Source organism: Stenotrophomonas genospecies 5 (genome assembly GCF_054473825.1).
In genome coordinates this window covers 589,986-602,103 of the sequence record NZ_JBTMUW010000001.1, presented here as the reverse complement: position 1 = coordinate 602,103, position 12,118 = coordinate 589,986, and the positions used below count along the sequence as shown (strand labels likewise).

Sequence of the window (12,118 nt, the reverse complement as noted above, 5' to 3'; positions counted from 1 at the left end):
TCTCAGGGCGCCACGTCGGCCCAGGGAGCCGGTCGCCCCAGCAGGTAGCCCTGGCCGTAATCGCAGCCCAGTTCGCGCAGTGTCTGCCGCTGGGCTTCGGTTTCGATGCCTTCGCCGATGGTTTCGATGCCCAGCGTGCGCGCCAGCGACAGCACGCCCTGTACCAGCGCGCGGGTGCTCTGCACTTCCGGTCCATGCAGGCCGGCAATGAAGCTCTGGTCGATCTTCAGCGTGCTGATCGGGAAGCGGTGCAGGTACGACAACGCCGAGAAGCCGGTGCCGAAGTCGTCCAGCTGCACCTGGATGCCGCGCTCGCGCAGTCCCTGCAGGATATGCAGCGTGTGCGGGCCGTCATCCAGCAGCGCGACCTCGGTGATCTCCAGGCGCAACCGGCGCGGATCGGCCCCGCAGGCGTCGAGCAGGCCGAACAGGCGCGCACTGAAACCGGCCGAACGGAAATGCCGCGGCGACACGTTCACCGACACATAGCCCTGCCCGCCCGCGGCCAGGCCGGCGATGACCTGTTCGTAGATCAGCCAGTCGACCTGTTCGATCAACCCGCTCTCCTCTCCCAGCTCCAGGAACGCGCCCGGCAACAGCAGGCCACGCCGTTCGTGCTGCCAGCGCAGCAGCGCTTCGTGGCCCACCACTTCCCCGTCGGACAGGCGCACGATCGGCTGGTAGAACGGCACGAAATCCCGGTTGTTGATCGCCCGCCGCAGATCGGCTTCCAGATCGAGGCTGCGCATGGCCTGCTCGCGCATGTCCTCGTCGAAGATCGCACAGCGATCATGGCCCTGCGCCTTGGCCCGGTACATGGCGGCGTCGGCATCGCGCAGCAGCTCTTCTCCGGTCCGGTAACGCGGATTCCACAGCGCGATGCCGAGGCTGCCGGACGGGAACAGCTCGCGCCCGGCGATCCACATCGACTCCTGCAATGCCAACAGCAGGCGCTGACCGAAATCCAGGGCCTGCGCCAGGCCCAGCGGGCACTGCAGCAGCACCGCGAACTCATCACCGCCCAGGCGCGCCACCACGTCGTCGGGACCCGCCATCGACACGATGCGCTTGGCCACTTCCACCAGCATGTGATCGCCGGCCGCGTGGCCGATGCTGTCGTTGACCAGCTTGAAACGGTCCAGATCCAGGAACAGCACCGCGAACACCGGACCGTCCTCCTGCCTGGCCAGTACCAGCGCATCCTGCAGCCGGTCCAGCAGGTGCAGGCGGTTGGGCAACCCGGTCAGCGCGTCGTGCATGGCCTGGTGGGTCAGCCGCTGCTCGGCACGCAGGCGCTCGCCGATCTGGCCCAACAGCTTTTCATTGACCTCAGCCAGTTCGCGCGTGCGTTCGTCCACGCGCTTTTCCAGTTCGGCATGCGCCGAACGCAGGCGCTGCTGGTCGCGCTGGCGGGCCAGTCCGGTGCCGATGTTCTGCGCGACGAAGGTCAGCAAGCGCTGGTCGTGGATGCTGAAGGCACGCTGCTCGCTGTAACTCTGCACCACGATCGCGCCAACCACTTCGTCATCGCGCAGCAGCGGCACGCCCAGCCAGCACAGCGAGCGCGCGCCGGACTCGCGCACCTCGCCACTGGCGCGCAGCGAGTCGATCTGCGCGCGGGAGGCCAACAGCGGCTGGCGGTTGCGCACCACGTATTCGGTCAGGCCACGACTGAACGCACGGGAGGCGCGGCTGGCGTGGCGTTCATCCACCGAGTAGACGAAATCCAGTCCATCACCCGCCTCGTTGACCAGCGCGATGTAGAAATTGCGCGCGTCGAGCAGTCGGCCGACCACGCCATGCACCTGGCCGTAGAACTGCTCCAGGCTCTCGGCGGACATCGCCATCTCTGCAATGTCGTACAGCGCGATCTGCAGCTGCTCGGCACGACGACGCTCGGCCACTTCGTCCTGCAGGCTGTGGTTGGCGCGCTGCAGCTCCTGCGTGCGCAGTTCCACCTGCTGCTCGAGCCGCACCTGGGCCTGGCGCCGGTCCATCGCGGTCTGTACGTGCTGGGCAACGAAACCCAGCAGTGCACGCTCGGCCTCGCCATAGCGGTCTGCCTGCTCGTAGCTCTGCACCACGATGGCACCGCACACCCGGCCATCGCGCAGCATCGGCACACCCAGCCAGTCCAGGCTTTCGGGGCCGCGAAGCGGGTCATGCTCCTGCCCGACCTCGCGGGCCAACAGTTCCCGCGAAGGTCCGCTCAGGGGCCTGCCATGGTGCAGCAACGCCACCGTCAGGCTGCGCGGCATTCCACTGGCGTCGAAGCTCTGCGCCGGATCGGCGACGAAATCATCCACCTGGTCGGCGAAGTACAGGAACCTGATCTGGTCGTGCAGGTCATCGTATTCGACGATGTAACAGTTTTCCGCGTACATCAGCGTGCCCAGCACGTCGTGCACGCGGCGCAGCATCTGCCCCATCTCCAGGTCGGCGCCGGCAAGATCGGCAATCTGGAACAGCGCCTGCTGCAGCCGCTCGGCCTCTTCCAGCGCCTTGATCTGTCCCGCCTGGCGGCCCCGCTGCAGGGCCAGTTCCATGGCCTGCCGCGCCAGACCCCACCATGCGGACGAAGGCGCCGCGCCTTCCACCACCAGGTACAGGCGGGCACCATCATGATCCCAACCGTGGCGGCCATCGCCGGCAGCCGGTGCCCCGCTGTCGGCCGCGACCGGGGGTATCGGCCAGATGGCGTCACCGCGCCCCAGCTGGGGATCGTCCCAGCCGACCCGGACCACCGCCGATTCCGGCAGCAGCGCATGCAGCGCGCGCACGAGTTCCGTACTCAGCACGGCCTCGTGTGATGGCGTTTGCGCAGGTTCAGCGTGCGTGGACAAATGACAATCTCTTGGCGCCGTCTGTGCGTCGCCTCCCCTGAGCCGCCGAGCATAGCGCGCCACCGGGGGGGCAATGGAAGCCCGGCAACCCCGAATCGTGCGCCCGTTCGTTATTCCTGGCGTCCGCACCCCGTTCCGAGCCATGAACCTCGCCCTGTCCGCCCCCGCACCCCGCTATGCGCCATCGTCGGCAGGCCTTAACCTGTACCGCGTGGAAGCCAGCGCCCTGCCAACCGATGAAGCCTTGATGCTCGCCTGGGCCGGCGGCGACCTGCACGCGTTCGAGAGCCTGTATGCGCGCCATCGCAAGCGCCTGTTCGGCTTCCTGCTGCGCCAGCTGCGCGATACCGCCCTGGCCGAGGAGATCTTCCAGGACGTCTGGCAACGGGTCATCAGCGCACGGTCCGGCTGGCAGCCGGATGCCGCCTTCAGCACCTGGCTGTTCCGCATCGCGCACAACCGGCTCAACGATCACTGGCGCGCCGCACGCCACCGCCCGGCGGCGCCGGCCGATGCCGAGCTGCGTCTGGCCGCGCTGGAAGACGGGCAGACCCCGGAAGCAGAGCTTTCAGAATTCGAGCAACGTCGCCGCATCCAGCGCGCGATGGAAGAACTGCCGCTGGAGCAGCGCGAAGTGCTGCAGCTGCGGCTGGATCAGGAACTGAGCCTGGAGGAGATCGGCCAGATCACCGGCGTAGGCCGGGAAACCGTGAAATCGCGGCTGCGCTATGCGATGGACAAGCTGCGTGCGGGACTGAACGCATGAACCGAGACGAACCCCTGACGCCTGAAGAGCGCGAGCTGGCGCGCCTGCTCGGCCGTCGTGTCGAACAGGCGCCTCCGGCGGCGCTGGATGCCACGATCCTGGCGGCCGCCCGTGCGGCGGTGCAGGCGCCACCGGCCGACGCGGCCGACGCGGGCAGCGTGCGTGCACGGCGGCCGCGCCGGCACTGGCCTGCGGTGTTCGGCGTTGCTGCATCGATGGTATTCGCCATCGGAATCGCCTGGCAGCTGCGCCCGGAACCGCCCGCGGTCCCGGCGCACGATGCACAGATCACTGCGCCGCGCGTCGCCGGCGAGGTCGCTGCCGAAGTGGCCGCGCAGCCTGCCGAGGACCCCACCCGGCCTTCCCCTGCCGAGTCGGCCATCGCAAGTGCGCCGCCGGCACCACCGGCGCCGGTCGCGGCACCCAGGCCCGCCGCGCCGGCCCGATCCTCTGCACCGCAGACACCGGCACCGACGGTGGCGGCACGAGCGAAGGCGGCGGCTCAGGCCACCGAGCGCGCCGCCGCCGATACCGCAGCTCCGCCGCCGGCTGCGGAACCTCCGGCCGCTGTGGCCTATTCGGCACCGCTGCCCGCTGCGGCGCCTGCGCCGCCGTCGCTGGAAGCGCGCGACGCCGTTGCCCCCCTGTCCGGCGCGATGGAGGCCGCCCCGGCCAGCGCGGGACAGCGCGGTGACACCACGACGCTCAAGCGGGCCGCACCGCTCCGCAGCGCACCGGGCGTGATGCGTCGCGGCAGCGATGCCGCGCTCAGCGCTACGGCCGTGCAGGCCGAAGTGGCCGCCGACGCCCAGCTGCCCCGCCGGCAGTGGCTGCAGAAGATCCGCGAACGTCGCGACGAAGGCCAGCGCGACATCGCCCGTGCCAGCCTCGAGCGCTACGTGCAGCAGTATCCGGAGTCGCGGCTGCCACGCGACCTGCGTCCTCTGCTGGACGACTGAAGCATGGGGGCGGCAACCCCGTAGAATGAAGGGAATGCCCGATACCCTCGCCCAGCCCGTCAGCCACACGCTGGAAGTCAAGCACAGCCGCTTCATCGCCCATGCCGCGCCCATCGATGGCGCGGCGGCGGCGATGTCGTTCCTGCAGCGGGTGATGGTGGCCGACGCCACGCACAACTGCTGGGCCTACCGGCATGGACAGGAGTATCGCTCCAGCGATGATGGCGAGCCGGCGGGGACTGCCGGCCGGCCGATCCTGGCCGCCATCGATGGCCAGGGCTTCGACCGGGTCATGGTGGTGGTGATCCGCTGGTACGGGGGTATCAAGCTCGGCGCCGGCGGTCTGGTCCGCGCCTACGGCGGTACCGCCGCCGAGTGTCTGCGCACGGCACCGCGGCTGCCGCTGGTGGCGATGGCACGGCTGCAGCTGCTGGCCGGCTTCGAGGACCTGGGTACCCTGCATGCGGCCCTGCCCGCGTTCTCCGCCGAGAAGCAGGATGAACAGTTCGACGCTGAAGGCGTGCGCCTTCGGATCGAATTACCCGCCGACCAGGCCGACGCATTGAAAATCCGCCTGCGAGACGCCACCCGTGACCGTATCCGTATCCGAGATGACGACCAGGATGACTGACAAGGACGACGCGGCCGCCGCGACCCCGCCATTGCGCCGCCTCGGCAGCCTGCGAACGCTGTGGCCATTCGTGCGCCGGCACAGTGGCCTGTTCGCCGCCTGGCTGCTGGCGCTGGCCGTCTCCTCGGCCGCCACCCTCAGCCTGCCTCCGGCCGTCAAGCAGATGATCGACCACGGCTTCAGCAGCGGCGGCCAGATCAACCGGGCTTTTGCCCTGCTGATGCTGGTGGCGGTAGTGCTGGCGATCGCCACCTCCGCACGCTTCTACTTCGTGTCGCTGCTCGGCGAGAAGGTAGTGGCCGACCTGCGCAGCCGTCTGTACGGGCACCTGATCCAGTTGGGTGCCGGTTTCCATGACCGCAGCCGCAGCGGCGAACTGGTCTCGCGCCTGACCGCCGACAGCGAGCTGCTGCGCAGCGTGGTGGGCTCGACCATGTCAGTCGCATTGCGCAGCAGCGTGACGGTGGTCGGCAGCCTGGCCATGCTGTTCGTGACCAGTCCGCGCCTGGCGGCGTGGTCGCTGCTCGGCATCCCGCTGGCGGTACTGCCCATCATCATCGGCGCACGCAAGCTGCGCACGGTCGCGCGCAGCAGCCAGGACCGCATTGCCGACGCCAACAGCCTGGCCAGCGAGACCCTCGGTGCCGTCCGCACGGTGCAGGCACATGCGCGCGAGCCTTACGAGCGCGGCCGCTTCGACCTGGCGCTGGGCGATGCGATCCGGGCCGCACGCCGGCGCATCGGCGCACAGTCGCTGGTCACCGCCAGTGCCATCCTGCTGATCTTCGGTGCCATTGTCGGCGTGCTGTGGCTGGGCGCCCACGATGTCATCGAGGGCCGCCTCAGTGCCGGCACCCTGGGCCAGTTCGTGCTGTATGCGCTGATCGGCGGTGGTTCGGTGGGCGCTCTGGCCGAAGTCTGGAACGAGCTCCAGCGCGCTGCCGGCGGCATGGGCCGGATCGGCGAACTGCTGCAGGAGGATGTCGAGATCCGCGCGCCCGCGCATCCACGCGCGCTGCCGCAGCCGCTGCAAGGCGAGATCCAGTTCGACGACGTGGTGTTCCACTACCCGCAGCGACCGGACCAGGCCGCGCTCGACCACTTCAGCCTGCATGTGCGCCCCGGCGAGACCGTGGCCCTGGTCGGCCCATCGGGCGCCGGCAAGAGCACGGTGCTGTCGATGCTGCTGCGCTTCCATGACCCGGCCACCGGCCGCATCTGCGTGGACGGCATCGATGTGCGCGAGGTCGATCCCGCCGACCTGCGCGCCCAGCTGGCCCTGGTGCCGCAGCAACCGACGCTGTTCGCCGCCAGCGCCCGCGACAACATCCGCTACGGCCGCCTGCAGGCCAGCGATGCCGAAGTCGAGGAAGCGGCTCGTGCCGCTGAGGCCGATGGCTTCCTGCGTGCGTTGCCGCAGGGCTATGACAGTGAGCTGGGCGAGCGCGGCGCGCGCCTGTCCGGCGGGCAGCAGCAGCGCGTGGCGATCGCCCGCGCGCTGCTGAAGGATGCGCCGATCCTGCTGCTGGACGAAGCCACCAGCGCGCTCGACGCGCAGAGCGAGTACGGTGTACAGCAGGCGCTGGAGCGCCTGATGGCGGGCCGCACCACGCTGGTCATCGCACACCGTCTGGCAACGGTGCTCAAGGCCGACCGCATCGTGGTCATGGACCAGGGGCGCATCGTCGCCGAAGGCACGCACGCACAGTTGTTGGCTGAAGGGGGTCTGTACGCGGAGCTGGCGCGACTGCAGTTCATCGATTGATGACGGTCGGCTAACACCTCTGTCGCCAAGCTGGCCGCGCAGAAGCAGCATCCGCTGAAGGAGGTGGACGATGTCGTTCCGTCAGTTTCCCGCAGTCGACAGCAATGGCGAGAGCCATATCATCATCGAGTTCAAGCCCGAGGCCAATGGCAGCGGGCATCATTCCGAAGCCACCCCGCGCTACGAGCTCGACGACGGGCGTCATCTGGTGCGCAATGGCCGCGAGTTCAGCACCAGTGGCGGCGAACTGCGGCTGACCATCTAGCGTCGCGCGGGTCAATCGCAGGGCCGCCGGGCGTAGCCCGGCCCCACCGGCAGCACCCTGGTCAGTTTTTCGCCACAGATCTTGACAGCCTGTGCTGGCAAGGCATGAGCAGTGTTATCCACATGTTTGCGCAGAATTCATCCACATCCCCTGTGGATGAATGCACTACGCCAGTACCCGTCCGATTCCGCTGGCATCCACGGCGGCCGCTGCGTCGGCCAGGGCACGGGGATCACTGCCGGCGACGAAGCCGATGCGGAAATGCACTTCCCCGCCCGGCGTGCGCGAGGAATGGATGGAAGCCAGGCTGATGCCGTGCTGCTCGAAGATGCTCAGCAGTTCACGCAGTGAGCCCGGGCGATCTTCCGGCAGGTGGACCGACACGGCGTTGCGCTCGGTCAGATCGGCCAGCAGGTAGCCCACCCGCTCGAAGGTATAGTTTCCCGAGGCCAGTGCAGGCGCGCCGAAGGCGGCCTGGTTCGCCGCCAGCATCTGCTCGCGGAACGCACCGCGCGCCATGTCGTCGCCTTGGTCCACCTGGGCCTGCAGCATGCGCAGCTGGCCGACCAGGCGTTCCAGCATCGGCGCGACATGCGGATTGCCGAACTGGATGTCCTCATAGATCGCCGGATTCAGCGAGAGGATGCGCGAGATGATCGCGGTATCCAGTTCGAACGACGCCGAGCGATAGGGAAGCATCGCTTCCAGTGTCCCCAGTTGCGGCTGATATTCCCGCAGCACGCCGGCCTGGGCCAGATGCGTGGCATGCACCATCGCCTGCACCAGCGCCATCATCTGGTCATGGTGCTGTGGCGTGGCGCGCACACACTCGGCCTGCAGCGCCACGCACAGCGCATCCAGCCAAGGCCGACAGTGCTGCAGTCGCGCTTCGCAGACCACCATCACCCTGCCCTTCAACGTGGGGGCTTTCGGCGGCGCGGTCATCGGGTGCAGGCCGACCACTTCGGCCTGTGAGGCAAGCATCGCCTGTACCGGCGCGTCCTTGACCGAGGTGACATCGAGCCACAGGCGCCCGCGTTCACGACCCGCCGAGCGGCGCACGTATTCGGCGATCAGTTCCGGCGTATGCCGGATCGGTGCGGAGAACACCAGTACATCGGCCTCGGCCAGCAACTGCTCCGGTGTATGCGAAGCAGCATCGGCCGGATCGTGGCCGATCACCTGCAGTCGCATCTGCTGCTCGAAGAAGCGGCCCAGCCAGCGCCCGTAGGCGCCGGCACTGCCGACGATGCCGATCGTGCGCGGCGCAAAGTGCTGCACTGCCGTCATGCCACGCGTTCAGCGCGGAAGCGCGTGCCTTCGGCCAGTGCGGCGGGCGCCGCGGCAATCACGTCGAACTCCTCGAAACCATTGGCCAGCGTGGCCTCCAGGGCGGCATGGGTACCCGCGATGGCACGCGAGATCGCCTGCTGCATCGACTCTCCCCGCAGCAGGAACGACACCACCAGCGACATCAGTACGTCGCCGGTCCCGGCCACGTCCACCGGCAGCAGCGGCGAGGTCCAGCGCCAGGTCTCGTCGCGTCCCACCGCCAGCGTCACCAGCTCGCCCGGCGTGCCACCCACGCTGTGCGCGATCACCCAGTGCGGACCACGCGCCAGCAGCGTACGCGCGGCGGCGATGGCGTCGGCCTCGGCCAGTGCCGGCATGCCGGTCAGACGGGCCAGCTCGAATGCATTCGGGGTGACCAGCCAGGCATGCGGCAGCAGCCGTTCGGCGAAGATCGCCTCCAGACCCGGCTCCACATAGGGGCCGGTATGGGTATCGCCGATCACCGGATCCAGGCAGTAGCGCAGCTGCGGGCACGCGGGCAGGACCTGATCGAGCCAGTCGGCGAACGCCGCACCATTGGCGGTGCTGCCGAAGTAGCCGGAAACCAGCATCCTGGCCCGCTGCGGCAAGCCACGCTCGTGGGTGCCCAGCAGCAGATCGGCGAACCAGTCACTGGGCAGTACGCGGCCGCGGGTGGTCTCGTAGAACGGCGCGTTGCTCAGCAGCGTGGTCGGGATGTCGGCCACGCGCACACCGAGCGCGCGCATCGGCGGCATGGCGGCACTGTTGCCGGCATGGCCGTAGACAAGCTGCGACTGGACCGAAATGACATCGACCGGCGACGGCCCATCCGGCCGCTGGCGGCGACCGTGGACCAGATGGGTATCAAGGGATTCGCTCATATCCGCATTCTACGCCCAAGGGGGTTTTCGGCAGGGCTTGCAGCCCTGCACCTGCTCAATGCAACGGCAACGGCCGAAGCCAAAGCCAAAGCGGCATTCCGTGGGGTGGCGGGGCGGTGTGGGTGGTCAGGACACGCCGTAAACCCATCCATGGGGGCTCGATGGCGCCATCCATGGCGCCAACGGTCCTGACCACCCACACCGCCCCACCTTCGACAGGTTCACGCGGCTGTTGGTAACTGCGGCTGTTGTTCCGCGCGGCTGTTGGTAGGTGTCGACCTTGGTCGACACATCTGTCAGATATCGAATGAATTCATCCACGCATGGCGTGGATCTACCGTGTCGACCAAGGTCGACACCTACCAGAGCAGAGTGCTGTTCCGACAGATCGCGGAAAACCACCGAAGGCGGGGTGGGTCCGGTTGCGGGGGCGTGAGCCGCATGGATGCGGCGACCGAGCTTACATGGACGTACTTGCAGCGTCCCCCGCCAACCGGACCCACCCCGCCAATCCACGGATAGCGCGCTTCGGTTGTTGCCGTTGCCTCTGCAGGTGCAGGGCTGCAAGCCCTGCAAACCCACCCTCCCTCAGTGAGCAGCAGGCCGCGACGGCGGCAGCCATGCCGCCACGATGCCGAGCAGCGGCAGGAACGCCGTCAGGTGATAGACGTATTCGATGCTGGTCCTGTCCGCCAGCAGGCCCAGCACCGCCGCGCCCAGGCCGCCCATGCCGAACGCAAAACCGAAGAACAGGCCCGACACCATGCCGATCCGGTGCGGCATCATCTCCTGCGCATAGACCACGATGGCAGAGAAGGCAGACGACAACACGAAACCGATCAGCACCGCCAGCACCGTGGTCCACAGCAGATCCGCATGCGGCAACGCCAGTGCGAACGGCGCCACACCCAGGATCGAGGTCCAGATGATCGGCTTGCGGCCGATGCGATCGCCCAGGGGACCGCCCAGGAAGCCACCCGCCGCCGAAGCCACCAGGAACGCGAACAGGTGCAGCTGCGCCTGCGCCACCGGAATGCCGAAATGGTGGATCAGGTAGAAGGTGAAGTAGCTGCCGATGCTGGCCATGTAGAAGTACTTGCTGAAGATCAGCACCAGCAGGATCGCCAGCACCTTGGCCACGGTGCGCGGAGGATGCCGCGACGCCACCGCCGCCACGCCGGCCGGGCGGGGTGCGCCCAGGTGCAGCGCATACCAGCGGCTCACTTAGGTCAGCAGGGCGATGCCGACCAGCGCAGCACCGGCAAACCATGAGGCCGCATGCTGGCCGTACGGCACGATCACGGCGGCGGCAATCAGCGGCCCCAGCGCGGTACCGAAGTTGCCGCCGACCTGGAACACCGACTGTGCGAAGCCATGGCGCCCGCCAGACGCCAGCCGTGCGATGCGCGACGCTTCCGGGTGGAAGATCGCCGATCCGATGCCGACCAGCGCGGCGGCCATCAGGACCATCGCATAGTTCGGCGCGAAGCCGAGCAGCAGCATCCCGCACAGCGTCGAGGCCATGCCGATCGGCAACGAGTACGGCGCTGGATGGCGGTCGGTCTGCATCCCCACCAGCGGTTGGAAGATCGACGCGGTGAGCTGGTAGGTCAGCGTGATCAGTCCGATCTGGGTGAAGCTGAGATTGAAGCCGCCCTTGATGACTGGATAGATCGCCAGGATCAACGACTGCATCATGTCGTTGACGACATGCGAGGTGGAGATGGCGGCCAGTACGCCGGGCGCCACCGGGCGGGAGGTCGTTGCAGGGGAAGCCAGAGTCGACATGGACGCAGTCAGATTTGAGGGCGGTTCCGCATGCTACGGTTGCCTTCCCCTCCCTTCTGCCGCGTTCGGGTCATGGCCTATCGCAAAAAGGACATTGGCGGTGACGTCGATCCGGCTGCGCCGTGGCGCGATGTGCCGCTGCATCGCCCGGTCACCTACCGGGTTACCCAGTACCCGGCCGGCACCCATATCGCAGGCCACAAGCACCAGCGCCACCAGCTGGTCTATGCCATCTCCGGGCTGATGGTGGTGCGCTCGGAAGTCGGTCGCTGGGTCGTGCCCTCCACCCGTGCGATCTGGATGCCGGCCGGCATGGTGCATGCGGTGGACTGCATTGCCGCCGTGCACATGCGCAGCCTGTACATCGACCCGTCATTCGCCCCGCAACTGCCGGCCGAACCGTTCGCGGTACAGGTGGCACCGCTGCTGCGCGAACTGCTGCAGGCAGCCACCCTGATCAAGGGCGAGCACATCGAAGACAGCCGCGATGGCCGCGTGGTGCGCCTTCTGCTGGACGAGCTGCATCGCATGGACGTATTGCCGCTGCACCTGCCCGCGCCTACCGATCCGCGCCTGCAGCGGATCTGCCAGCACCTGCAGAAGCACCCCGGCGATGACGCCACGCTGCAGGACTGGGCGCAGGCACTGGAAGTGGATGTGAAAACCATCCAGCGCCACTTCGCCAACGAACTGGGCATGACCTTCGGCCAGTGGCGGCAGCAGGCGCGGCTGCTGGCGGCAATGGAACGGCTGGCGACCGGCGAGAAGGTCATCGATGTCGCACTGGCGATGGGCTACGACAGCCCCAGCGCGTTCACCAGCATGTTCAAGCGCCAGCTGGGGCAGACCCCGGCGGCGTTCTTCCGCTGACCCGAGGCACAGAAACGCCGGGCATGGCCCGGCGCT

The 12,118-nt window shown here is 68.1% G+C and carries 9 protein-coding genes and 1 pseudogene; 6 read left to right on the top strand and 4 right to left on the bottom strand.

The annotated features are described in order from the left end of the window. Window positions 1-2: 2 nt before the first annotated feature. A complete protein-coding gene (locus ACX9OW_RS02955; RefSeq protein WP_258391133.1) occupies window positions 3-2,798 on the bottom strand; it encodes a bifunctional diguanylate cyclase/phosphodiesterase in 2,796 nt (931 codons plus the stop codon). A gap of 292 nt (window positions 2,799-3,090) precedes the next feature. Between ACX9OW_RS02955 and ACX9OW_RS02950 the strand changes: the two genes are divergently transcribed. From ACX9OW_RS02950 to ACX9OW_RS02930, 5 genes are all read left to right on the top strand, one after another. Then, window positions 3,091-3,609 carry an RNA polymerase sigma factor gene (locus tag ACX9OW_RS02950; RefSeq protein ID WP_229765872.1) on the top strand — a complete coding sequence of 173 codons (519 nt, stop codon included), beginning with the start codon at window positions 3,091-3,093 and terminating at the stop codon, window positions 3,607-3,609. Then, the gene (locus ACX9OW_RS02945) at window positions 3,606-4,568 is read left to right on the top strand and encodes a hypothetical protein (protein ID WP_262218394.1); all 963 of its coding nucleotides are present in this window, start codon (window positions 3,606-3,608) and stop codon (window positions 4,566-4,568) included. Before ACX9OW_RS02950 ends, ACX9OW_RS02945 begins: the two co-directional genes overlap by 4 nt. A gap of 34 nt (window positions 4,569-4,602) precedes the next feature. Beyond that, window positions 4,603-5,199: an IMPACT family protein gene (locus ACX9OW_RS02940; RefSeq protein WP_053519787.1), complete on the top strand. Its 597-nt coding sequence runs from the start codon at window positions 4,603-4,605 to the stop codon at window positions 5,197-5,199. After that, window positions 5,192-6,964, top strand: coding sequence for an ABC transporter transmembrane domain-containing protein (locus ACX9OW_RS02935; RefSeq protein ID WP_459061899.1), 1,773 nt, complete (start codon window positions 5,192-5,194; stop codon window positions 6,962-6,964). The genes ACX9OW_RS02940 and ACX9OW_RS02935 overlap by 8 nt, the downstream gene beginning before the upstream one ends. Window positions 6,965-7,034: 70 nt before the next feature. Then, the gene (locus ACX9OW_RS02930; protein ID WP_053519789.1) at window positions 7,035-7,229 is read left to right on the top strand and encodes a hypothetical protein; all 195 of its coding nucleotides are present in this window, start codon (window positions 7,035-7,037) and stop codon (window positions 7,227-7,229) included. A gap of 165 nt (window positions 7,230-7,394) precedes the next feature. Here the strand turns inward: ACX9OW_RS02930 and ACX9OW_RS02925 are convergent, their stop codons facing one another. From ACX9OW_RS02925 to ACX9OW_RS02915, 3 genes and pseudogenes are all read right to left on the bottom strand, one after another. After that, window positions 7,395-8,519 (bottom strand): prephenate dehydrogenase, encoded by a 1,125-nt coding sequence (locus ACX9OW_RS02925; protein WP_459061898.1) that lies wholly within the window; start codon window positions 8,517-8,519, stop codon window positions 7,395-7,397. Further along, window positions 8,516-9,424, bottom strand: coding sequence for a pyridoxal kinase (pdxY, locus tag ACX9OW_RS02920; protein WP_053519791.1), 909 nt, complete (start codon window positions 9,422-9,424; stop codon window positions 8,516-8,518). The genes ACX9OW_RS02925 and pdxY overlap by 4 nt, the downstream gene beginning before the upstream one ends. A 588-nt stretch (window positions 9,425-10,012) precedes the next feature. Then, window positions 10,013-11,212 (bottom strand): annotated as a pseudogene (locus ACX9OW_RS02915) (MFS transporter). 72 nt (window positions 11,213-11,284) lie between these two features. Here ACX9OW_RS02915 and ACX9OW_RS02910 point away from each other — a divergent pair. Next, entirely contained in the window at window positions 11,285-12,082 is a 798-nt protein-coding gene (locus tag ACX9OW_RS02910; RefSeq protein ID WP_459061897.1) for an AraC family transcriptional regulator, read from the top strand. Window positions 12,083-12,118 lie beyond the last annotated feature (36 nt).

Bases quoted from the DNA above. Each gene is read 5' to 3' on its own strand.
- pdxY (WP_053519791.1), bottom strand. From the start codon at position 9,424: ATGAGCGAATCCCTTGATACCCATCTGGTCCACGGTCGCCGCCAGCGG.
- ACX9OW_RS02935 (WP_459061899.1), top strand. From the start codon at position 5,192: ATGACTGACAAGGACGACGCGGCCGCCGCGACCCCGCCATTGCGCCGC.
- ACX9OW_RS02925 (WP_459061898.1), bottom strand. From the start codon at position 8,519: ATGACGGCAGTGCAGCACTTTGCGCCGCGCACGATCGGCATCGTCGGC.
- ACX9OW_RS02930 (WP_053519789.1), top strand. From the start codon at position 7,035: ATGTCGTTCCGTCAGTTTCCCGCAGTCGACAGCAATGGCGAGAGCCAT.
- ACX9OW_RS02945 (WP_262218394.1), top strand. From the start codon at position 3,606: ATGAACCGAGACGAACCCCTGACGCCTGAAGAGCGCGAGCTGGCGCGC.
- ACX9OW_RS02950 (WP_229765872.1), top strand. From the start codon at position 3,091: ATGCTCGCCTGGGCCGGCGGCGACCTGCACGCGTTCGAGAGCCTGTAT.
- ACX9OW_RS02910 (WP_459061897.1), top strand. From the start codon at position 11,285: ATGGCCTATCGCAAAAAGGACATTGGCGGTGACGTCGATCCGGCTGCG.
- ACX9OW_RS02940 (WP_053519787.1), top strand. From the start codon at position 4,603: ATGCCCGATACCCTCGCCCAGCCCGTCAGCCACACGCTGGAAGTCAAG.